The following is a 21,338-nucleotide window of genomic DNA, read 5'->3' on the forward strand; positions in this document are numbered from 1 at the left end:
CGGTGCGGCCCCGCCACCCGTTTCGGGGCTCCGCCCCGGACCCCGGTCCTCAATCGCCGGACGGCTCAAAAGGAGAACGGGACAGCTCCAGAGGAAGACCGGACGGCTCAAAAGGAAAACGGGACAGCCTGAAGCAAGGCAGGACGGCTTCAGGAGAAGACCGGACGGCCTGACAGGAATGAGGAACCACCATGCGCATCACCCGCCGGGAAGCCCTCGCCGCCGGTGCCGCCGGTCTCGCGGCCGCCGCACTGCCCGGGGAGCACAGTGCGGCCGCCGCGCCGGCCGGCCGCGCTCTGTCCCCGGAACCGGGCGGCGCGGCGCCTCCCCCCTCCCTCCAGCCCTGCGCCTCCTACTGGTTCCCCGGCAGCCTGCCGGCCGGCTCGCCCGCGCCCGGGGTCGTCTGGCGCAGCCTCGCCGCGTGGGACCCGGCGAAGGATCCCGACCTGCCGTTCAACCGGTCGGTCGTGCCGCTCGCCGCGCGCTTCGCTCCCCCGCCGCCCAACGCCACCGCCCGCGCCGGCCAGGCCCGCGTCTGCGCGCTCGCCGCGTTCGCCCACACCTCCGGGAACCCCTCGCAGGGCGCGCAGACCGCCGACTTCTACGCGCTGACCCACTGGGCCTACCTCGACGAGCTGGTCTTCTGGGGCGGTTCTTCGGGCGAGGGGCTGATCCTGGCGCCCAACGCGCCCGTCGTGGACGCGGCCCACCGCAACGGCGTGCCCGTGCTCGGCACGGTGTTCCTGCCGCCGGCGGCGTACGGCGGGCAGCTGCAGTGGACGCGGGACCTGGTGCGGCGCGGCCCGGACGGCGGCTTCCCGCTGGCCGACCGGCTGATCCGGGTGGCGCGGGAGTACGGCTTCGACGGCTGGTTCGTCAACGCCGAGACCGGCGGCGGCGACGCACGGCTCGGCGCGGACATGCGCGACTTCGTCGCGTACCTCGGCACGCGGAGCAAGGGGCGGGGCACAGCGCGGGGCGAGGGCCTGCGCGTCACCTGGTACGACGCCATGACCGTCTCCGGCGGCATCGACTGGCGGAACCGGCTCGACGAGCACAACGCGCCGTTCTTCCGCGCCGCGCGCTCGATGTTCCTGAACTTCAACTGGGACCGGGCCGGTCTCGGCTCCTCCGCCGGGCTCGCGCGGCGGCTGGGGCGCAGCCCGTACGACCTGTGGGCCGGGATCGACGTCGAGGCGCGCGGCTGGGGCACGCCCGTGGACTGGGACGCCGTCGTCCCGGCGGCGGGCCCGCACGTCGTCTCGTACGGCTTCTACCGGCCCGAGTGGACGTGGACGAGCCTGCCCGCGGAGGCCCGCGGTCCGGCCGCGTTCCACGCGCGCGACGACCGCTTCTGGTCCGGGCAGGCGCTCGACCCGTCCGCGCCGGAGGCGGGCCCGTGGCGGCCGCCCGCCGCGTCCGTCGCGGACCGGTCCACGCTCACCGCGCTTCCCTTCGCCACCACCTTCAACACCGGTCACGGCCTGGGCTGGTACGAGAAGGGCCGGCGCACGGGCGAGTCCGCCTGGAACCACCTGGGGCTGCAGGACCGGCTGCCGGGGCGGCGCTGGGTGATCCGTACGGCGGGCCCGCGGCCGGCCGTCGGCTTCGCCTTCGACGACGCCTGGAGGGGCGGCAGCAGCCTCCTGATCGAAGGCCGGCTCCCCGCGCCGGCGGAGCTGGAGCTCTACGCGTGCCGGCTGCCGTTCCCGGACACCACGGTCGTGGAGCTGGCCCACCGTACGGATCCCGGTTCGGCGGCGGTGCGCGTCGAGCTGGTGGTCGCCGTGGACGACGGCGTCGCGTACCTCCCGGCGGGCGTCCTCCGCACGGGCGGCCGCGGCTGGACCACCGCGAGGGTGCGGGCCGGAGCGAAGCTGCGCGGCCGCAGGGGGCGGACGGTCCGGGCGCTCGGCGTCCGGCTCACCGCGCCGGACGGCGGTGCGGTGCGCTGGCGGCTGGGCTGTCTGGCGGTGCGTGACGCGACGCCCGCGACGCCCGCCCCACCGGTCGCTCCGGCGGTCACCGCATCGCGCGTGGGGCCCGGCGGCACGGCCGAGCTGCGCCTGTCCTGGAGCGCCCCGGCGGGCGCGGCGGTACGCCAGTACGAGGTGCGTCAGGCGCTGCCCGGCGGGCGCTTCCGCTTCCTAGGCGGCACCTGCGGGCATGCCTACTACGTCCCGGCGCTGCGTCGTACGGACGGCGAGGCGGCCACCCGGATCGAGGTGCGCGCCGTGGACGAGCTGTACACCGTCTCGGCGCCCGCTTCCCTCACCTTCCGCTGGTAAGGCAACCGGCCGGAAGGCAACCGACGTGAGGAAACCGACCTGATGCACAACGACCGCACCATCACCGAGGCCCGGCTGAAGCGCGTGCTGGACGAGCGCATCCGGCCGGCCGTGTACCCCGAGTCGGTACCGCTGACCGTCACCATGTGGCACGCGCCCGGCGAGCCCGTCCCGGTGGCCGAGGGGATCGCCGCCGGGGGCGTGCCGATCGAGGCGGGCGCGGCGTGGGGGCCGCCGTGGGGCACGAGCTGGTTCACCGTCGCGGGGAGCGTGCCGCGGGAGTGGGCGGGCCGGACGGTGGAGGCCCTGCTCGACCTGGGGTTCGACGAGAACATGCCGGGCTTCCAGTGCGAGGGGCTGGTCTACCGGCCGGACGGTTCGCCGGTGAAGGGCCTGAACCCGCGCAACCAGTGGGTGCGGGTCGCCGACCGGGCGGCCGGCGGCGAGGAGGTGCTGCTGCACGTCGAGGCGTCGTCCAACCCCGTGATCCTCGACTACCGCCCGTTCGTGCCGACGGAGCTGGGCGACCGGGAGACCGCGGACGGCGAGCCGCGCTACCGGCTGGCCCGCATGGACCTGGCCGTCTTCGACCGGACGGTGTGGGAGCTCGTCCAGGACCTGGAGGTGCTGGAGGGGCTGATGAGCGAGCTGTCCCCGGACGCGCCCCGCCGCTGGGAGGTCCTGCGGGCGGTCGAGCGCGCGCTGGACGCGGTCGACCTGCAGGACGTCGGCGGTACGGCCGCCGCGGCCCGCGAGCGGCTCGCGGCGGTGCTGTCCGCGCCCGCGCACGCCTCCGCGCACCGGATCAGCGCGGTCGGGCACGCGCACATCGACTCGGCGTGGCTGTGGCCGCTGCGCGAGACGGTGCGCAAGGTCGCCCGCACGACCGCGAACATGACCGCGCTGCTGGAGGACGAGCCGGAGTTCGTCTACGCCATGTCGCAGGCGCAGCAGTTCGCGTGGATCAAGGAGCACCGGCCGGAAGTGTACGCGCGGGTGAAGAAGGCGGTCGCGGACGGCCGCTTCGTGCCGGTGGGCGGCATGTGGGTGGAGTCGGACACGAACATGCCGGGGTCGGAGGCGCTGGCCCGGCAGTTCGTGCACGGCAAGCGCTTCTTCCTGGAGGAGTTCGGGATCGAGACGGAGGAGGTGTGGCTGCCGGACTCCTTCGGCTACTCGGCCGCGCTGCCGCAGCTGGTGCGGCTGGCGGGGGCCCGGTGGTTCCTGACGCAGAAGATCTCGTGGAGCCGGACGAACAAGTTCCCGCACCACACGTTCTGGTGGGAGGGCCTGGACGGCACCCGGGTCTTCACCCACTTCCCGCCGATCGACACCTACAACGCGCAGCTCTCGGGCCGGGAGGTCGCGCACGCGGTCCGCAACTTCCAGGAGAAGGGCGGGGCCACGCGCTCCCTCGCGCCGACGGGCTGGGGCGACGGGGGCGGCGGCACGACGCGCGAGATGCTGGCGCGGGCGAAGCGGCTGGCGGACCTGGAGGGCTCGGCGCGGGTGGCGTTCGAGAAGCCGTCGGCGTTCTTCGAGAAGGCGCACGCCGAGTACGCGCAGGCGCCGGTGTGGGTGGGCGAGCTGTACCTGGAGCTGCACCGGGCGACGCTGACCAGCCAGGCCGGGACCAAGCAGGGCAACAGGCGCAGCGAGCACCTGCTGCACGAGGCGGAGCTGTGGGCGGCGACGGCGGCCGTGCGGGCGGGCTTCCCGTATCCGTACGAGGCGCTGGACCGGATCTGGAAGACGGTGCTGCTGCACCAGTTCCACGACATCCTGCCGGGCACGTCGATCGCGTGGGTGCACCGGGAGGCGGCGGCGACGTACGCGGCGGTGGCGGCGGAGCTGGAGGACATCGTCGCGGGGGCGCTCACGGCGCTGGCGGGCGAGGCCTCGGGCGGCGGCGGGACGGTGGTGTTCAACGCGGCGCCGCACGGGCGCGGGGAGGTGCCGGCCCTCGGTGCGGCGGTCGGCGGCGGGCCCGTGCCGGCGGTGCGGCCCGAGCCGCGCGACGGCGGCGGGTTCGTCCTCGACAACGGCCTGCTGCGCGTCGTGATCGACGGCCGGGGCCTGGTGGTGTCGGTGTACGACCCGGCGGCGGAGCGGGAGGCTATCGCTCCGGGCGCGGCGGCCAACCTGCTCCAGCTGCACCAGGACTTCCCGAACATGTGGGACGCGTGGGACGTGGACCACTTCTACCGGAACTCGGTGACCGATCTGACGGACGCCGAGACGGTCGAGGCGGCGGACGACGGGGCGGTGCGGGTGGTGCGGGTCTTCGGGGCGTCCCGCGTCGAGCAGAGGATCTCCCTGCCGGCGGGCGAGCGGCGGCTGGACATCGCCACGGAGGTCGACTGGCACGAGACGGAGAAGTTCCTCAAGGCCGCGTTCCCGCTGGACGTGCACGCGGACCGGACGGCGGCCGAGACCCAGTTCGGCCACCTGTACCGGGCCGCGCACACCAACACCAGCTGGGACGCCGCCAAGTTCGAGGCGTGCGCGCACCGCTTCGTCCACCTGGAGGAGCCCGGCTGGGGCGTGGCGCTCGTCAACGACTCGACGTACGGCTACGACGTGACGCGCACGGTCCGCCCGGACGACACGGGCACGACCACGACGGTGCGGCTGTCCCTGCTGCGGGCGCCGCGCTTCCCCGACCCGCGCACCGACCAGGGAACGCACCGGTTCCGGTACGCGCTGGTGCCGGGCGCGTCGATCGGCGACGCCGTCCGCGAGGGCTACCGCATCAACCTGCCCGAGCGGCGGGTGCCGGGCGGCACCGCCGTACCGCCGCTGGTCCGCGTCGGGAACGACGCGGTCGTCGTCTCCGCGGTCAAGCTCGCGGACGACGGCAGCGGCGATGTGGTCGTGCGGCTGTACGAGTCGCTGGGCGGCCGGGCCCGCACCCGCCTGGAGGCCGGCTTCCCGCTCGCCTCGGCGGCGGTGTGCGACCTGCTGGAACGGCCGCTGGCCGGGGCGGAGACGGAGGGCGACGCGGTGCGGTTGGCCTTGCGGCCGTTCCAGATCCTGACGCTCCGGCTGGAGCGGCGCGGCTGAGCGGGCCGGCGGAGCGTGGCCGGGCTGCGGCTCGGCCCGGCACCGCCGGTCAGCCGCGTCGTCGGTCACTCGCCGTCGCGGCGGAGGGACACTGCCCGCCGCAGCGGCGGCAAGCCGCAGCGGCGAGGGTCCGGCGGCGTGCGCGACCACGAGATCGGCGTGCGCCGTGATCCGCCCGACGGGCATTCAGCCTCCGATCGCGCCCATCAGCATCGGGAAGGAGGCGACGAGCTCCCGCTCCCAGTACGGCCACGTGTGCGTGCCTTCCGAGGCGCACACCGTGGCCGGGACGCCCAGCCGGGCGAGACGGGCGCGGAACTCCTGGTTCATGCCGAAGATCGCGCGTTCGACCGCTTCGCCGCCGTGGGCCGCGGGGTCGGTGCAGCGGGCCGGGGAGGGCGGCGGGCCGCCCCACTGCCAGCCCGTACCGCTGTTGGTGCCGTTTCCGTAGGAAACGTAGAGGGGCGTGCCGGCCAGAGAGGCGGCCTGGTGGAGCGGGCTGTTGCGCTCCCAGACATGCCGCTGGCGCACGTCGGCCGGGTCGCCGGTGTCGAAGGGATAGCCGGGCTCGCCCCACAGGCGCTTCCAGTCCGTCAGGCAGGTGAGGCCGCCCAGCTTGACGGCGTCGGGGCCGTTGAAGCCGCCGTCGGGCGACTTGTAGAGCGGGTCTACGGCGCCGCTGTAGGAGGCGGCCGCCTTGAACATGCCCGGGTGCGCGGCGGCGAACTTCAGCGCTCCCTGGCCGCCCATGGACAGGCCCGCGACGGCCGCCCGGTCCGTGCCCGCGCGGTACTCCCGCTCCAGGAGCGGCCTGAGCTCGCCGAGCAGGTAGGTCTCCCAGGCGGGGGCGCCGCCCGCGCCGTGGTTCCACCAGTCGCTGTAGCCGCTGCAGCCGCTGGTCTCCGGCATGACGACGATCGCGTCCCGCCCGGCGGCGAGCTCCTCCACGTGCGTGTTGCCGGTCCAGTCCTTGTGGTTCCCGCCGCCGCCGTGCAGCAGCCACAGGGTGGGCCACGTGCGCCGGGCGTTCCTGTCCCAGCCCGCGGGGAGCAGCAGCCGCACCCACTTGGTGTGCGTCAGCCCGTCGATCTCGGGTGACCGGACGGCCACGTCGAGCATGCGATCGCCGATCCGCACTTCCCGGACGACCCGGGCGGGATTCTCCGCGGCCCCGGCCGTGCCCGCGGGCACCTGCACCCCCAGCAGGGCCAGGAGCAGCGCGAGCACCGTCAGTCCCACTCGCCGGTGAGTCCTGTGCACCATGTGACGCCCCCTCACGTCCGGTGATGTGCGTCATATTACGGTGAGGGTGTGACAACGTATGTGGCGCTGCTGCGCGGTATCAATGTGGGCGGCAAGAAGCGCGTTCCCATGCAGACCCTCCGGGAGCTGCTCTCCGGGATGGGTTGCGGCTCGGTCCGTACGCATCTCAACAGCGGCAACGCCGTGTTCACCCATCCCGGGACGGATCCGGACGAACTGGCCCGGGAGCTGGAACGGGCGATCGAGCGCGAGCTGGGCTTCGCGGTGACGTGCATGGTGCGGAACGCGGATGACATACGCCGTGTCGTTGACGCCGATCCGTTCGCCGGACGGGAGGTCGACCCCGCGCGGTACGTGGTGACCTTCCTCGCCGGGCCCGCCGACGCCGAAGCCGTGGCGGGCGTCGACGCGGCGGCGTACGCGCCGGAGGAGTTCGTCCTGGCCGGGCGCGAGCTCTACGCGTACTACGCGGACGGCATCCGTGACGCGAAGCTCACGAAGGTGCTGACGGAGCGCCGCCTGGGCACGGCCGGCACCGGGCGCAACTGGAACACGGTCACCAAGCTGGCCGCCATGGCGCAGGAGACGCAGCAGACGGAGGAGCCGGCGGCAGCCGGGGAGTGACTCCGGCGCAACCGCCCGCCCGCGGCTCAGCCGGATGAGGTCTCCGCTTAGCATGCGGGCATGAAGCTGCGTTTTCCCCGCCTGCGCGGGCGACGGCTCGCCGCCACCGCCGCCGCGGCCGTCGTGCTCGCCGGCGGCGGCACCTGGGCCGTGGCCTCCGGCGCGGGCGGCGATCCGCCCGTGCACCGCGAGGACCGCTTCATGACGATGCCGGAGGCGCCCGGCAGCAGCGGTTCCGTACGCGTCGACACGTCGTTCTTCACGGCGGGCGGTACGGGCCGCAGACCCGCCGTCCTCCTCGCGCACGGCTTCGGCGGCAGCAAGGACGACCTGCGCGGGCAGGCCGAGGAGCTGGCGCGCTCCGGCTACGCGGTGCTCACGTGGTCCGCGCGCGGCTTTGGCCGCTCCACGGGGCGGATCGGGCTCAACGACCCCGACCACGAGGTCGCCGACGTGAGCCGGCTGCTCGACTGGCTGGCCACGCGCCCCGAGGTGGAGCTGGACGGGGACAAGGACCCCCGGGTGGGCATCGCGGGCGGCTCGTACGGCGGCGCGATCGCGCTCCTCGCGGCCGGTCACGACAAGCGCGTCGACGCGATCGCCCCGCAGGTCACGTACTGGAACCTCGCCGACGCGCTCTTCCCCGGCGACGTGTTCAAGAAGCTCTGGTCGGGGATCTTCTTCACCTCCGGCTCGGCGGCGCCGGGGCCCGTCACGGGTGGCGGCAAGGCCGGCGCGGTGCCGCCCGCCGCACAGGCCTCCCCCGGGACGGCGCTCGGCTGCGGGCGGTTCGAGAAGCAGCTGTGCGACATGTACGAGCGGGTGGCGGTGGCCGGCAAGCCGGACGCGGAGGCCCGTGAGCTGCTGGAGCGGCGCAGCCCCTCCGCGGTCGCCGGCCGCATCAAGGTGCCGACGCTGTTCTTCCAGGGCCAGACCGACTCGCTCTTCCCCCTGGACCACGCGGACGCCGCGGCCGGGGCGATCGGCCGCAACGGCGCGCCGGTCGCCGTCGACTGGATCGCCGGGGGCCACGACTCCGGCTTCGGCGAGACCGACCGGACCGCCCTGCGCACGCGCGCCTGGTTCGACCGCTACCTCAAGGGCGACGAGAGCGCGGGCACCGGGCCCGCCTTCCGGGTCAGCAGGACCGGCGGCATCGACACCACCGACGGCAAGGCGCAGCTGCGCGGCGCGAGCGGGGAGCGCTACCCGGGCCTGCGGAACGAGCCGCGGACGATCGGTCTGACCGGCCGCCGGCAGTCCTTCGCCAACCCGCCGGGGGCGGCGCCGCCGGCGATCTCCGCCGTGCCCGGCGTCGGGGGCGCGGCGTCGCAGCTGTCCGGGCTCGGCCTGGGGCTGTCCCTCGACTTCCCCGGCCAGCACGCCCGCTTCGACTCGGCGCGCCTGGACGAGGGCGTCCGCGTGACCGGCTCGCCGGCGGTGAAGGTGAACGTCACGTCCGACACGGGCGAGGCGGTGCTGTTCGCCAAGGTCTACGACGTCGGCCCCGACGGGCGGCAGGTGCTGCCCGCGCAGCTCGTCGCCCCGGTACGGGTGACGGACGCGAAGGGCGGCCGGACGGTGGAGCTGCGGCTGCCGGCGATCGACCACACCTTCGAGGCCGGGCACCGGATGCGGCTCGTCCTCGCCTCGACCGACCTGGGCTACGCCTCGCCGGCGGCGCCCGCCGCGTACGGCGTCTCCCTGGAGGGCGGGCTGAGCGTGCCGACCGCCCCGGACGTGCGGACGGCCTCATCCGCGCTGCCGTGGTGGACGTGGGGGCTGCCGCTGGGCGGCGCGGTCGTCGCGGCCGCCCTGTTGCTGACCGGGCGCCGGCGGGTGACCGCACCGGCCCCGGACCCGGCCCTCGCCGGGGTGCCGCTGCAGATCACCGGGCTGAGCAAGCGGTACGCCAAGTCCGCCGACCGCTACGCGGTGCGCGACCTGTCGTTCCGGGTCGAGCGCGGCCAGGTCCTGGGGCTGCTCGGGCCGAACGGCGCGGGCAAGACCACGACGCTGCGCATGCTCATGGGGCTCATCCGCCCGGACGACGGCGAGGTCCGCGTCTTCGGGCAGGCGGTGCGGCCGGGCGCGCCGGTGCTGTCGCGGGTCGGGGCGTTCGTGGAGGGCGCCGGCTTCCTGCCGCACCTGTCCGGGCGCGCCAACCTCGACCTGTACTGGCAGGCCACGGGCCGGCCGGCCGAGGACGCGCACCTCGACGAGGCGCTGGAGATCGCAGGGCTCGGCCCGGCCCTGGACCGCGCCGTGCGGACGTACTCGCAGGGCATGCGGCAGCGGCTCGCGATCGCCCAGGCCATGCTGGGGCTGCCGGACCTGCTGATCCTCGACGAGCCGACGAACGGGCTCGACCCGCCCCAGATCCGGGAGATGCGCGAGGTGATGATCCGTTACGCGGCTGCCGGCCGGACCGTCATCGTCTCCAGCCACCTCCTCTCCGAGGTCGAGCAGACCTGCTCCCACCTGGTCGTCATGGACCGGGGCCGGCTGGTGACCGCCGGTCCCGTCGGGGACATCGTCGGCTCGGGCGACACGCTGCTCGTCGGCGTCGAGGGCGAGGTCTCCGAGGTGACGGCGGACAAAGTGGCCGCGCTGCCGGGGGTGGCCTCGGCGGTACGGGCCGAGGACGGCCTGCTGGTGCGGCTCGACGGCGCGACCGCGCCGAAGCTGCTGGCCGAGCTGGTCCGGCTGGAGGTCCCGGTGGCGCGCGTGGGTCCGCACCGCCGCCTGGAGGACGCGTTCCTGACCCTGATCGGAGGCCCGTCGTGAGTGCTGCGGTGGACGAGGCGGAGAAGGCCGGCGGGACCGCTCCCGGCTACCGGGCGCGGCACACGCTGCCGCTGCGCGTGGAGGCGGTGCGGCAGTTGCGGCGGCGCCGGACGATGGTGGTGGGGGCGGTGCTCGCCGCCCTGCCGTTCGTGCTCATCGCGGCGTTCGCCATCGGCGGGCAGCCGAGCGGGCGCGACGGGCGGGTCACCCTCATCGACACCGCCACGGCGTCCGGGGCGAACTTCACGGCGACGTGCCTGTTCGTCTCGGCAGGCTTCCTGCTGGTGGTGCCGGTCGCGCTGTTCTGCGGCGACACGGTGGCGTCCGAGGCCGGCTGGTCGTCCCTGCGCTACCTGCTCGCGGCACCGGTGCCGCGGACGCGGCTCCTCGTCAGCAAGCTGACGGTCGCGCTGGCGTTCAGCGCGGCGGCGATGGTGCTGCTGCCGGTGGTGGCCCTGGCCGCGGGCACGGCCGCGTACGGCTGGGGGCCGCTGCAGATCCCCACGGGCGGTTCCCTGCCGGGCACCACCGCCGTGGGGCGGCTCGCGATCGTCGTCGCCTTCGTCTTCGTGGGGCAGCTGGTGACGGCCGGGCTGGCGTTCTGGCTGTCGACGGTCACGGACGCGCCGCTGGGCGCGGTGGGCGGCGCGGTCGGCCTGACCATCGTCGGGAACGTCCTGGACGCGGTGACGGCGCTGGGGCACTGGCGGGACTTCCTGCCGGCGCACTGGCAGTTCGCGTGGGCGGACGCGTTGCAGCCGCGGATGGAGTGGGGCGGGATGGTGAAGGGGACGGCGGTGTCGGTGGCGTACGCGCTGGTGCTGTTCGCTCTGGCGTTCCGGCACTTCCGGGGGAAGGACGTGGTGTCCTGACGGACGGTCCGTCGGTCCGGCACGGCGGGGGTCCCCGTGGGGGCTCTGTCATTGCCGGACGGCCGGCCGGGCACCGCCGGGTTCCCCGGTGGGGGCCGAGCGCCGTCGCGGCGGGGGAAGAGGCCCCGGTCCCGCCCTTTCACCGTTTCCCGGGCTGCGCCCGGACCCGTGGGCCGAGCCCCGAGCGCCCCGCAGGGGTTTCGGGAAGGCGCAGGAACAAGGCCCCTTCTCCCGCCGCAGCGGCCGGCAACCACCGTCTGCGCACCCGGCGGTGCCGAGCTGCCTCAGCCCGGTCACCCCGCCCCGTACACCCTCCCCGGCTTCCGCGCTCCCGCCAGTAAGTCCCGTACGGCCTCCCCCGCCTCCCCCGGCGTCCAGCGGTCGCCCTTGTCCGTGGTCGGGCCCGGGTGCCAGCCCTCCATGACGGTGATGCGGCCCGCCTCGGCCGCGAAGACCTGGCCGGTGACCCCGGCCGAGTGGGCCGAGCCGAGCCAGACGACGAGCGGGGAGACGTTGCCGGGGGCCATGGCGTCGAAGCCGGTGGGGGGCGCGGCCATGGTCGCCGCGAAGATCCGCTCGGTCATCCGGGTGCGGGCGGCGGGGGCGACGGCGTTGACCTGGACGCCGTAGCGGCCCAGTTCGGCGGCGGCGACGAGCGTCAGGGCGACGACGCCGGCCTTCGCGGCGGCGTAGTTGGCCTGGCCGACGCTGCCGAGCAGCCCGGCCCCGGACGTGGTGTTGACGACGCGCGCCCGCGGCGTCCGCCCGGCCTTGTGTTCCGCGCGCCAGTGCGCGGCGGCGTGCCGCAGCGGCAGGAAGTGGCCTTTGAGGTGGACGGCGACGACGGCGTCCCAGTCGTCCTCGCCGAGCTTGACGAGCATCCGGTCGCGCAGGATGCCGGCGTTGTTGACGAGCGTGTCGAGCCGCCCGTACGTGCCGAGGGCCGCGGCGACGAGGGAGGCCGCGCCCTCGTCCGTGGAGATGTCGCCGGTGTGCGGGACGGCGTCGCCGCCCCGGCCGCGGATCTCCTCCACCACCCCGCGAGCCTCGCCGGCGGAGGGCTCCGCTTCGTTGACGACGACCCGTGCGCCTTCCGCGGCGAAGGCGAGCGCGTGCGCCCGGCCGAGGCCGCGGCCGGCTCCGGTGACGGCGGCGACGCGCCCGGTGCAGATTCCGGTCATGCGGGCGGCTCCTCGTGGTTGACGGTGGCGGCGGCGAGGAAGGCCGGACGTTCCCCGCCGCCGTGGACGAGCAGTTCGGCCCCGGTGATGTGGGCGGCGTCGGCGGAGGCGAGGAAGACGGCGGCGGCGCCGATCTCGTCGGGCTCGGCGAGCCGTCCGGCGGGCACCGTGCGGGCGACGGCGGCGAGCCCGGCCTCGTCCCCGTAGTGGAGGCGGGCGGATTCGGTGCGCACCATGCCGGGGACGAGCGTGTTGACGCGCACGGCGGGCGCCCATTCGACGGCCATGGTGCGCGCGAGGCTGTGCAGCCCGGCCTTGGCCGCTCCGTAGGCGGCGGTGCCGGGCGAGGGCCGGGTGCCGCTGACGCTGCCGACCATCAGGATGCAGCCGCCGCCGGGCTGTTCGCGCAGCAGGGGGTACGCGGCGAGCGACGCGGTCAGGGGTGCGAGGAGGTTGAGGGCGACGACGCGGGCGTGCCGGTCCGCGCCGGCCGCCGCGAGCGGCCGGAAGGGCGTGCCGCCCGCGTTGTTCACGAGGACGTCGAGCCGCCCGTAGTCCGCCGCCACGCGGTCGAAGAGTGCGGTGACGGCGGCCTCGTCGCGCAGGTCGGCGGACAGGTGGCGGGCGGTGCGTCCGGCGGCGGTGACGGGCCGGTCCGGCGGGTGGCGGGCACAGACGACGACGTGCGCGCCGGTGCGCAGGAAGGCCCGCGCGATGCCCGCGCCCACGCCGCGCGTGCCGCCGGTGACGACGACGGTGCGCGCTCCCGTGTGCCCCGTACCGGCCGGCATGGTGCCACCTCCCGCGGCGGGTCGTCCGCTGCTACCTTCGGACCACGGCACTACCTAACAAACGTTTGGTGGAAAGGTAGCGGATCCTCCGATGAGTGTCTCCACCTCTCGCCCCGAACCGGCCGTCGCCGTCGTCACCGTGGACTTCCCGCCCGTCAACGCCCTGCCCGTGCGGGGCTGGTACGACCTGGCGGCCGCGGTCGGCGCGGCGGGCGCCGACCCCGCGGTCCGCTGCGTCGTGCTGGAGGCCGCGGGCCGCGGCTTCAACGCCGGCGTGGACGTCAAGGAGATCCGGCGCTCCCCCGGCCACGAGGCGCTGATCGGCGCCAACCACGGCTGCGCGGCGGCCTTTTCGGCGGTCTACGACTGTCCGGTGCCGGTGATCGCCGCCGTGCACGGCTTCTGCCTGGGCGGCGGGGTCGGCCTGGCGGGCAACGCGGACGCCGTCGTCGCCTCGGAGGACGCCGTGTTCGGCCTGCCCGAGCTGGACCGCGGCGCGCTCGGCGCCGCGACGCACCTGGCCCGGCTCGTCCCCCAGCACCTCATGCGCACGCTCTACTTCACGTCGCGCACGGTCACCGCGCAGGAGCTGCACGGGCACGGTTCCGTGTGGCGCGTCGTGCCGCGCGCCGGGCTGCGCGCGGCCGCCCTGGAGCTGGCGCGGGAGATCGCCGCGAAGGACGGCGTGCTGCTGCGCCTGGCGAAGGCCGCGCTCAACGGCATCGACCCGGTCGACGTGCGCCGCAGCTACCGCTACGAGCAGGGCTTCACCTTCGAGGCGGGCCTGTGCGGCGTGGGGAACCGCCTGCGCGAGGCGTTCGGGCGGCCGGAGCAGGAGAAGCGGCAGGAGAGGGCGAGCGAGAGGGAGGCCCCGTGACCGGCGGCGACACGACGACGCCCGCGGACAGGACGACGTCCGTGGACGGGACGAAGGCGGGCGGGACGCAGCGGGCGGACAAGACCATGACCGCCGACGAAGCCGTCGCCCGCCTGGCGAGCGGCATGACCGTCGGCATCGGCGGCTGGGGTTCCCGGCGCAAGCCCATGGCCCTCGTCCGGGCCCTGCTGCGCTCGGACGTCCGCGACCTCACCGTGGTCTCCTACGGCGGCCCGGACGTCGGCCTGCTGGTGGCCGCCGGGCGGGTCCGCAAGCTGGTCGCCGCCTTCGCGACGCTCGACTCGATCCCGCTCGAACCGCACTTCCGCGCCGCCCGCCAGCGCGGGGAGGTCGAACTGGTCGAGCTCGACGAGGCGATGTTCATGTGGGGCCTGACGGCCGCCGCGCACCGCCTGCCGTTCCTGCCCGTCCGCGCCGGCCTCGGCTCGGACGTCATGACCGTCAACCCGTGGCTCCGCACCGTGACGTCCCCTTACGGGGACGGTGAGGAGCTCGTCGCCGTGCCGGCGCTCACGCTGGACGCGGCCCTGGTGCACCTCAACCGGGCGGACGCGCGCGGCAACGCCCAGTACCTGGGCCCGGACCCGTACTTCGACGACCTGTTCTGCGAGGCGGCGCGTGAGGCGTACGTCTCCTGCGAACGCATAGTCGACAGCGCCGAGTTCACCCGGCGGGCCGGCCCGCAGACACTCCTCGTGCAGCGGCACTGCGTCACCGGCGTCGTCGAGGCGCCGGGCGGGGCTCACTTCACCTCCTGCGTCCCGGACTACGACCGGGACGAGGCGTTCCAGGCGGCGTACGCGGCGGCCGCGGCCGACCCGGCGGCCTGGCGGGAGTTCGCCGCCCGCTTCCTGTCCGGCGACGAGGAGGCCTACCGCGCCGCGGTCGCCGACTTCGCCGAGGGCGCGGCATGAGCGCCGCGCCGGCGGGGCGGGCCGAGGTGTGCGTCGTGGCGTGCGCGGAGGCGTGGCGCGGGAACGGGGAGGTGCTGGCCGCCCCCATGGGGGTGGTCCCGGCGATCGGGGCGCGGCTCGCGCGGCTCACCTTCGCGCCGGACCTGCTGCTCACGGATGGGGAGGCGCTGCTGGTCGCGGACGTGCCCGCGCTGGGCGCGAAGGCCCGGGCCGTCGAGGGGTGGCTGCCCTACCGCCGGCATCTGGCGCTGGTCGCGGGCGGGCGGCGGCACGTGATGATGGGGGCGGCCCAGCTCGACCGGCACGGCAACCAGAACATCTCCTGCATCGGCGACTGGCGGCGGCCCGCCCGGCAGCTCCTGGGCGTCCGCGGGGCCCCGGCCAACACCCTCAACAACCCCACGAGTTACTGGATCCCCCGGCACTCGCCGCGCGTGCTCGTCGAGAAGGTCGACATGGTGAGCGGCGTCGGCTACGACCGGGCGGCCGCCGCGGGGCCGTCGGCGACGCGCTTCCACCGCATCCCGCGGGTGGTCACGGACCTGGCGGTGCTCGACTTCGAGACGCCCGGCCGCACGATGCGGGTCCGCTCCCTGCACCCCGGCGTGACGGCCGCCGAGCTGCGGGCGGCCACGGGCTTCCCCCTGGAGGTCCCCCGCGACGTGCCGCGCACCCGCCTCCCCTCCGCCGAGGAGCTGCGGCTGATCCGGGAGGTCATCGACCCGGACGGGCTGCGCGCGCGGGAGGTACGGGGATGAGGACGGCCCTGACCGATCTGGTGGGCGTCCGGCACCCGCTCGTCCAGACGGGCATGGGCTGGGTCGCGGGCCCGCGGCTGGTGTCGGCCGTGGCGAACGCGGGCGCGCTCGGCGTCCTCGGCTCGGCGACCATGACGCCGGACGCGCTCAGGGCCGCGATCAGAAAGGTGCGGTCCCGTACCGCCGGGCAGCCCTTCGGGGTCAATCTGCGGGCGGACGCGGGCGACGCCCGGGAGCGCGTGGACATCCTGATCGAGGAGGGGGTGCGGGTCGCGTCGTTCGCGCTGGCCCCGTCGCGGGAGCTGATCGCCCGCCTCAAGGACGCCGGGGTGCTCGTCGTCCCGTCCGTGGGCGCGCGGCGCCACGCCGAGAAGGTCGCGGCGTGGGGCGCGGACGCGGTCGTGGTGCAGGGCGGTGAGGGCGGCGGCCACACCGGGGAGGTCGCGACGACCGTCCTGCTGCCGCAGGTGGTGGACGCGGTGGGCATCCCGGTCGTCGCGGCGGGCGGCTTCCGCGACGGGCGCGGCCTGGTGGCGGCCCTGGCGCTGGGCGCCGCGGGGGTCGCCATGGGCACGCGCTTCCTGCTGACCGCCGACAGCACGGTGCCGGAGGCGGTCAAGGCGGCCTACCTCGCGGCGACGGTGCGGGACGTCGTGGTCACGACGAAGGTCGACGGCCTCCCCCACCGGATGCTGCGCACGCCCTTCGTCGCGGGCCTGGAGCGCTCGGGGCGGCTGGGCGGGCTCGCCCGCGCGCTGCGGCACGCGGCGTCGTTCCGGGCGCTGTCGGGGATGGGCTGGCCGGCGCTGGTGCGGGACGGCCTTGCGATGCGGCGCGGCCGCGAGCTGACCTGGAGTCAGGTGTTGCTGGCGGCGAGCACGCCCGTGCTGCTGAAGGCCGCGATGGTGGACGGGCGTACGGATCTGGGGGTGATGGCCGCGGGGCAGGTCGCCGGGGCGATCGACGACCTGCCGACGTGCGCGGAGCTGGTGGGGCGCGTGATGGCGGAGGCGGAGGAGGTGCTGGCGGCGCTCGGAGGACACGGCGCCGCCGGCTGAGCCGCACAGCTCCCGGGAGCGGCGGCCGGGGCGGCCGTACGGCTCAGAGCCGCTCGATGACCGTCACGTTCGCCTGGCCTCCGCCCTCGCACATCGTCTGCAGGCCGTAGCGGCCGCCCGTGCGCTCCAGTTCGTGGAGCAGCGTCGTCAGCAGCTTCGCGCCCGTCGCTCCCAGCGGGTGGCCCAGCGCGATGGCGCCGCCGTTGACGTTGACCTTCTGCGGGTCGGCGCCGGTCTCGCGGAGCCAGGCCAGGACGACGGACGCGAACGCCTCGTTGATCTCGACGAGGTCGATGTCCGCGATGGTCAGCCCGGCTCTCTTCAGGGCGTGGGCGGTGGCCGGGATGGGCGCGGTCAGCATCCGCAGGGGGTCCTCGCCGCGTACGGACAGGTGGTGGACGCGGGCGCGCGGGGTCAGCCCGTGGTCGCGCACGGCGCGCTCGCTCGCGAGCAGCAGGGCGGCCGCTCCGTCGGAGATCTGCGAGGAGAGGGCGGCGGTGAGGCGGCCGCCTTCCACGACCGGCTTCAGCGCGGCCATCTTCTCCAGTGAGGTGTCCCTGCGGGGGCCTTCGTCGGCGGACAGCCCGCCGTACGGGGCGAGTTCGCGGTCGAAACGGCCCTCGTCGGCGGCGCGCACGGCCCGCCGGTGCGAGAGCAGCGCGTACTCCTCCATGGCCGGCCGGCCGATGTCCCACTGGCGGGCGATGAGCTCGGCGCCGTGGAACTGGCTGACGGGCCGGTCGCCGTAGCGCGCCCGCCAGCCCTCCGAGCCGGCGAACGGGCCCCGGGTGAGGCCGAGCGGGACGGCCGCCCGGTGGACGGCGTAGGCGATGGGGATCTGCGACATGTTCTGGACGCCGCCGGCGACGACGAGGTCCTGGGTGCCGGAGAGGACGGCCTGGGCGGCGAAGTGGACGGCCTGCTGGCCGGAGCCGCACTGCCGGTCGACGGTGACGCCGGGGACCTCCTCGGGCAGGCCGGCGGCCAGCCAGCTCGTGCGGGCGATGTCCCCGGCCTGGGGGCCGACGGTGTCGACGCAGCCGAGGATCACGTCCTCGACGGCGGCCGGGTCCACGCCCGTGCGCTCCATCAGGGCGCGCAGGACGTGCGCGCCGAGGTCGGCGGGGTGGGCGGCGGAGAGGCCGCCGCCGCGCCGGCCGGCGGGGGTGCGGACCGCTCCGACGATGTACGCCTCGGCCATGGCTGATCGCTCCTCGGTGTCCCTGGGGTCATTCGCGTACGGCGATGCCCTCCAGCACCATCGACAAGTACTGACGGGCGATCTCCTCGGGGCTGTGCGCGCCGCCCGGCCGGTACCAGGACGCGGCGACCCACACGGTGTCGCGCACGAAGCGGTAGGCGAGCCGGACGTCGAGGTCGGCACGGAAGACGCCGGCCGCCGCGCCGCGGCGCAGGGTGCCGAGCCAGGCCTGCTCGAACCTGCGCTGCGAGTCGGCGAGGTAGGCGAAGCGCGGCTGCAGGGCGAGGTGGCGGGACTCGCGCTGGTAGATGGCGACGGCGGGGCGGTGCCGGTCGATCTCCCGGAAGGACTCGGTGACGAGGGCCTCCAGGGTCTCCCGGGGGCCGAGGCGGGCGGCGAGCACCGCGTCGTAGCCGTCCCACAGCTCGTCGAGGAAGGCCGACAGGATCTCGTCCAGCATCGACTCCTTGGAGTCGAAGTGGTAGTAGAGGCTCCCGGCCAGGATCCCGGCCTCGTCGGCGATGCGCCGCACGGTGGTGGCGTTGTAGCCGTGGGCGGCGAACACCTCGGCGGCGGTCGCGAGGAGTTCGCCGCGCCGCTCGGGCGCGGGCCGCTCGGCGGCGGTCTTCTTGCTGTTCGGCACGGGTCCATTCTCGGTCACGCGCGCTGGCTGCTGACGGAGACCGTCTCGCCGGTCATGTACGAGGAGTAGCCGCTGGCCAGGAAGACGATGACGTTGGCGACCTCCCAGGGCTCGGCGGCCCGCCCGAACGCCTCGCGCCGCACCAGCTCCTCCAGCAGCTCCGGGGTGGTGACCTTGGACAGGTGGGGGTGGAGGGCGAGGCTCGGCGCGACGGCGTTGACGCGCACGCCGTAGGCCGCGGCCTCCACCGCCGCGCAGCGCGTGAGCGCCATGACGCCGGCCTTGGCCGCGGCGTAGTGGGCCTGCCCGTGCTGGGCGCGCCAGCCGGCGACGGAGGCGTTGTTGACGACGACGCCGCCGGTGCCGCGGGCGCGCATCCGGCGCAGGGCGGCGCGGGTGCAGCGGAATGTGCCGCCGAGGGTCGTGCCGACGACGGCGTCCCACTGGTCGTCGGTCATAGCGGTGAGCTCCGCTGTGCCGCCGAGGCCCGCGTTGTTGACGACGACGTCGAGGGCGCCGTGCCGCTCCTCGGCCAGCTCGAACAGGGCCGCGACCTGCTCCTCGTCGGTGACGTCGCAGGGCAGGCCGGCGACCCGGCGGCCGCCGAACTCCTCGCTCAGCCCGGCCACGGCGGCGCGCAGCCTGCGGGCGTGCCGGTCGCCGAGCACGACGCGGGCGCCTTCCTCCAGGAACCGGCGGGCCGTCGCTGCGCCTATCCCGGCGCCGGCCGCGGCGGTGATGACGGCGGTGCGGCCGGACAGCAGGTCGTGAGCGGGAGGACAGGGCGGCGGGCCGGGCCGGACAGCGGTGGACTTCTCGACGCTGCTCATGACCGTACGTTAACCTACCAAACACTTGTTAGGGAAGGATGGTTGATGACCACTGACCCTGTGAGGGCCACTGACCCTGCGACGAGCGACCCTGCGACGAGCGACGGCCCCGCGACGGCCGACGGCCCCGTGGTGCGCTACGAACGCAGCGGCCCCGTCGCGACGGTCACCATGAACCGGCCCGCGTACCGCAACGCCCAGAATTCCGCGATGACGTACGCCCTGGACCGGGCCTTCTACGAGGCGTCGGCGGACGACGCCGTCAAGGTGATCGTCCTCGCGGGCGCGGGCGCGCACTTCTCGTCCGGCCACGACATCGGCACGCCCGGGCGCGACGCCCACGTGCCGTTCGACCGCCGGGCGGGCCTGTGGTGGGACCACTGCGGCAAGGCGGGCGCGGAGAGCCGGTTCGCGCGCGAGTCCGAGGTCTACCTGGGCATGTGCCGCCGCTGGCGCGAGCTGCCCAAGCCGGTGATCGCCGCGGTGCAGGGCGCGTGCGTGGCGGGCGGGCTGATGCTGGCCTGGGTCTGCGACCTGATCGTCGCGAGCGAGGACGCCTTCTTCGCGGATCCGGTGGTGCGGATGGGCATCCCGGGCGTGGAGTACTTCGCGCACCCGTGGGTGCTGCCGCCGCGCGTCGCGAAGGAACTCCTCTTCACGGGCGACCGGATGACCGCGCGGCGCGCCCACGAGCTCGGCATGGTCAACCGCGTCGTGCCGCGCGAGCACCTGGCCGCGCGCACCCGCGAACTCGCCGAGCGGGTCGCCGGGATGCCGCGCATGGGCCTCGCCCTCGCCAAGCGCGCGGTCAACCAGGCCGAGGACCTCCAGGGCCTGCACGGCGGCCTCGACGCGGCGTTCGCCCTGCACCACCTCGCGCACGCGCACAACGCCGAGACCGCCGCCGACCCCCTCGGCGGCATGGACATCCGCGCGATGAAGGCGGGGACGGAAGCGGGCGGCGCCTGATGGACCTGGACCTCACCCCCGAGGAGGAGGCCTTCCGCGCGGAGGCCCGCGCGTGGCTCGCCGCGCACGTGCCGCGCGGGCCGTTGCCTTCCCTGGAGACCCCGGAGGGCTTCGCCGAACACCGCGCGTGGGAGCGGACGTTGCACGCCGGCCGCTGGTCGGCCGTCTCCTGGCCGCCCGAGTACGGGGGCCGTGGCCGGTCGTTCCTGGAGTGGCTCGTCTTCGAGGAGGAGTACTGGGCGGCCGGTGCGCCCGCCCGGGTCTCGCAGAACGGCATCGGCCTGCTCGCCCCGACGCTCTTCGAGCACGGCACGGAGGAGCAGCGCGCCCGGATCCTCCCCCCGATGGCCGGCGGGGAAACGGTGTGGGCGCAGGCGTGGTCCGAGCCCGGGGCCGGCTCGGACCTCGCGTCCTTGCGGTCGGTGGCCGTGCCGGCGGCCGGCGGGTGGCGCTTGAGCGGGCAGAAGGCGTGGTCCTCGCGGGCCGCGTTCGCCGACCGGGCCTTCGGGCTCTTCCGCAGCCATGCCGCCACGGGCCGGCCCCACGAGGGCCTGACGTACGCGATGTTCGGGCTGGACGCCGAGGGGGTGACGGTGCGTCCGGTCGCCCGCCTCGACGGCAGGCCCGCGTTCGCGGAGATCTTCCTGGACGAGGTGTTCGTGCCCGACCGGGACGTGGTGGGCGCGCCCGGCGACGGCTGGCGCGTCGCGATGAGCACCGCGGGCAGCGAGCGCGGCCTCACCCTGCGCAGCCCGGGCCGCTACGTGGCCGCCGCGCGCCGGCTCGTCGCCCTGTGGCGAGCGGCGGCCGACCCCGGGGACACGGAGCTGCGCGACCGGGTGGCGGACGCGGTGGTCCGGGCGCGCGCCTACCAGCTGTACGGGTACGGGTGCGCGAGCGCGGCGGGCGGCCCGCGCGGCGCGGAGCCGAGCCTGACGAAGCTCTTCTGGTCGGAGCTCGACCTGGCGCTGCACGAGACGGCGCTCGACCTGCTCGGCCCGTACGGCGAGCTGGCCGCCGCCGCGGCCGACGCCCCGGCGCACGGGGCCTGGGCGGAGGGCTGGGTCTTCGCCCTGGCGGGCCCGGTCTACGCGGGCACGAACGAGATCCAGCGGGACATCGTGGCGGAACGACTGCTGGGCCTGCCGAGGGGACGGCGGACGGCGACCGGGCCGCCGGGCGGGGACGGCGCGCCGCC

The 21,338-nt window shown here is 75.4% G+C and carries 17 protein-coding genes; 11 read left to right on the forward strand and 6 right to left on the reverse strand.

Annotated features, from left to right (window positions below):
• Positions 1–191 precede the first annotated feature (191 nt).
• Together B7P34_RS13515 and B7P34_RS13520 are read left to right on the forward strand one after the other, a co-directional pair.
• A complete protein-coding gene (locus B7P34_RS13515; RefSeq protein WP_106676206.1) occupies positions 192–2,288 on the forward strand; it encodes an endo-beta-N-acetylglucosaminidase in 2,097 nt (698 codons plus the stop codon).
• A gap of 42 nt (positions 2,289–2,330) precedes the next feature.
• Positions 2,331–5,351 (forward strand): alpha-mannosidase, encoded by a 3,021-nt coding sequence (locus tag B7P34_RS13520; RefSeq protein ID WP_106676208.1) that lies wholly within the window; start codon positions 2,331–2,333, stop codon positions 5,349–5,351.
• Between the two features lie 186 nt (positions 5,352–5,537).
• Here the strand turns inward: B7P34_RS13520 and B7P34_RS13525 are convergent, their stop codons facing one another.
• Positions 5,538–6,614, reverse strand: a complete 1,077-nt coding sequence (locus B7P34_RS13525) for an alpha/beta hydrolase (protein WP_106676210.1) — start codon at positions 6,612–6,614, stop codon at positions 5,538–5,540.
• 48 nt (positions 6,615–6,662) lie between these two features.
• Between B7P34_RS13525 and B7P34_RS13530 the strand changes: the two genes are divergently transcribed.
• From B7P34_RS13530 to B7P34_RS13540, 3 genes are read left to right on the forward strand one after another with little or no spacing between them, the layout of a single operon-like run.
• Positions 6,663–7,238 (forward strand): DUF1697 domain-containing protein, encoded by a 576-nt coding sequence (locus tag B7P34_RS13530; protein ID WP_106676212.1) that lies wholly within the window; start codon positions 6,663–6,665, stop codon positions 7,236–7,238.
• 60 nt (positions 7,239–7,298) lie between these two features.
• Positions 7,299–10,025, forward strand: coding sequence for an alpha/beta fold hydrolase (locus B7P34_RS13535; protein WP_106676213.1), 2,727 nt, complete (start codon positions 7,299–7,301; stop codon positions 10,023–10,025).
• A complete protein-coding gene (locus tag B7P34_RS13540) occupies positions 10,022–10,897 on the forward strand; it encodes an ABC transporter permease (protein ID WP_223267820.1) in 876 nt (291 codons plus the stop codon). The genes B7P34_RS13535 and B7P34_RS13540 overlap by 4 nt, the downstream gene beginning before the upstream one ends.
• 293 nt (positions 10,898–11,190) lie before the next feature.
• On the opposite strand, the gene B7P34_RS13545 is transcribed toward B7P34_RS13540, so the two are convergent.
• Together B7P34_RS13545 and B7P34_RS13550 are read right to left on the reverse strand one after the other, a co-directional pair.
• The gene (locus B7P34_RS13545; protein WP_106676217.1) at positions 11,191–12,078 is read right to left on the reverse strand and encodes an SDR family oxidoreductase; all 888 of its coding nucleotides are present in this window, start codon (positions 12,076–12,078) and stop codon (positions 11,191–11,193) included.
• Positions 12,075–12,869, reverse strand: a complete 795-nt coding sequence (locus B7P34_RS13550; protein WP_106676219.1) for an SDR family oxidoreductase — start codon at positions 12,867–12,869, stop codon at positions 12,075–12,077. The genes B7P34_RS13545 and B7P34_RS13550 overlap by 4 nt, the downstream gene beginning before the upstream one ends.
• Positions 12,870–12,960: 91 nt before the next feature.
• Between B7P34_RS13550 and B7P34_RS13555 the strand changes: the two genes are divergently transcribed.
• From B7P34_RS13555 to B7P34_RS13570, 4 genes are all read left to right on the forward strand, one after another.
• Positions 12,961–13,746 carry an enoyl-CoA hydratase family protein gene (locus tag B7P34_RS13555; protein WP_106676221.1) on the forward strand — a complete coding sequence of 262 codons (786 nt, stop codon included), beginning with the start codon at positions 12,961–12,963 and terminating at the stop codon, positions 13,744–13,746.
• Between the two features lie 86 nt (positions 13,747–13,832).
• The gene (locus tag B7P34_RS13560) at positions 13,833–14,681 is read left to right on the forward strand and encodes a CoA transferase subunit A (protein ID WP_106676247.1); all 849 of its coding nucleotides are present in this window, start codon (positions 13,833–13,835) and stop codon (positions 14,679–14,681) included.
• A complete protein-coding gene (locus B7P34_RS13565; RefSeq protein WP_106676222.1) occupies positions 14,678–15,439 on the forward strand; it encodes a CoA-transferase subunit beta in 762 nt (253 codons plus the stop codon). The genes B7P34_RS13560 and B7P34_RS13565 overlap by 4 nt, the downstream gene beginning before the upstream one ends.
• Positions 15,436–16,497 carry an NAD(P)H-dependent flavin oxidoreductase gene (locus tag B7P34_RS13570; protein WP_106676224.1) on the forward strand — a complete coding sequence of 354 codons (1,062 nt, stop codon included), beginning with the start codon at positions 15,436–15,438 and terminating at the stop codon, positions 16,495–16,497. The genes B7P34_RS13565 and B7P34_RS13570 overlap by 4 nt, the downstream gene beginning before the upstream one ends.
• 43 nt (positions 16,498–16,540) lie before the next feature.
• Here the strand turns inward: B7P34_RS13570 and B7P34_RS13575 are convergent, their stop codons facing one another.
• From B7P34_RS13575 to B7P34_RS13585, 3 genes are read right to left on the reverse strand one after another with little or no spacing between them, the layout of a single operon-like run.
• Positions 16,541–17,698 carry an acetyl-CoA C-acetyltransferase gene (locus B7P34_RS13575; RefSeq protein WP_106676226.1) on the reverse strand — a complete coding sequence of 386 codons (1,158 nt, stop codon included), beginning with the start codon at positions 17,696–17,698 and terminating at the stop codon, positions 16,541–16,543.
• 28 nt (positions 17,699–17,726) lie between these two features.
• Complete coding sequence (locus B7P34_RS13580; protein ID WP_106676228.1) at positions 17,727–18,341, reverse strand: TetR/AcrR family transcriptional regulator; 615 nt, start codon at positions 18,339–18,341, stop codon at positions 17,727–17,729.
• A gap of 14 nt (positions 18,342–18,355) precedes the next feature.
• Complete coding sequence (locus B7P34_RS13585; protein WP_106676230.1) at positions 18,356–19,171, reverse strand: SDR family oxidoreductase; 816 nt, start codon at positions 19,169–19,171, stop codon at positions 18,356–18,358.
• Positions 19,172–19,216: 45 nt separating this feature from the next.
• Between B7P34_RS13585 and B7P34_RS13590 the strand changes: the two genes are divergently transcribed.
• Entirely contained in the window at positions 19,217–20,140 is a 924-nt protein-coding gene (locus B7P34_RS13590) for an enoyl-CoA hydratase (RefSeq protein ID WP_106676232.1), read from the forward strand.
• Positions 20,140–21,338, forward strand: a 1,199-nt coding sequence (locus B7P34_RS13595; RefSeq protein WP_106676234.1) for an acyl-CoA dehydrogenase family protein, incomplete at its 3' end; no start/stop codon positions are given. The genes B7P34_RS13590 and B7P34_RS13595, both read left to right, overlap by 1 nt.

Origin of the sequence: Streptosporangium nondiastaticum, assembly GCF_003011965.1 — a bacterium.
Taxonomy (GTDB): Bacteria; Actinomycetota; Actinomycetes; order Streptomycetales; family Streptomycetaceae; genus Streptomyces; species Streptomyces nondiastaticus.

Coding starts and splice junctions, on each gene's coding strand:
- B7P34_RS13520 (WP_106676208.1), top strand. CDS start 2,331: ATGCACAACGACCGCACCATCACCGAGGCCCGGCTGAAGCGCGTGCTG.
- B7P34_RS13515 (WP_106676206.1), top strand. CDS start 192: ATGCGCATCACCCGCCGGGAAGCCCTCGCCGCCGGTGCCGCCGGTCTC.
- B7P34_RS13590 (WP_106676232.1), top strand. CDS start 19,217: ATGACCACTGACCCTGTGAGGGCCACTGACCCTGCGACGAGCGACCCT.
- B7P34_RS13550 (WP_106676219.1), bottom strand. CDS start 12,869: ATGCCGGCCGGTACGGGGCACACGGGAGCGCGCACCGTCGTCGTCACC.
- B7P34_RS13585 (WP_106676230.1), bottom strand. CDS start 19,171: ATGAGCAGCGTCGAGAAGTCCACCGCTGTCCGGCCCGGCCCGCCGCCC.
- B7P34_RS13575 (WP_106676226.1), bottom strand. CDS start 17,698: ATGGCCGAGGCGTACATCGTCGGAGCGGTCCGCACCCCCGCCGGCCGG.
- B7P34_RS13545 (WP_106676217.1), bottom strand. CDS start 12,078: ATGACCGGAATCTGCACCGGGCGCGTCGCCGCCGTCACCGGAGCCGGC.
- B7P34_RS13570 (WP_106676224.1), top strand. CDS start 15,436: ATGAGGACGGCCCTGACCGATCTGGTGGGCGTCCGGCACCCGCTCGTC.
- B7P34_RS13565 (WP_106676222.1), top strand. CDS start 14,678: ATGAGCGCCGCGCCGGCGGGGCGGGCCGAGGTGTGCGTCGTGGCGTGC.
- B7P34_RS13560 (WP_106676247.1), top strand. CDS start 13,833: ATGACCGCCGACGAAGCCGTCGCCCGCCTGGCGAGCGGCATGACCGTC.
- B7P34_RS13555 (WP_106676221.1), top strand. CDS start 12,961: ATGAGTGTCTCCACCTCTCGCCCCGAACCGGCCGTCGCCGTCGTCACC.
- B7P34_RS13535 (WP_106676213.1), top strand. CDS start 7,299: ATGAAGCTGCGTTTTCCCCGCCTGCGCGGGCGACGGCTCGCCGCCACC.
- B7P34_RS13525 (WP_106676210.1), bottom strand. CDS start 6,614: ATGGTGCACAGGACTCACCGGCGAGTGGGACTGACGGTGCTCGCGCTG.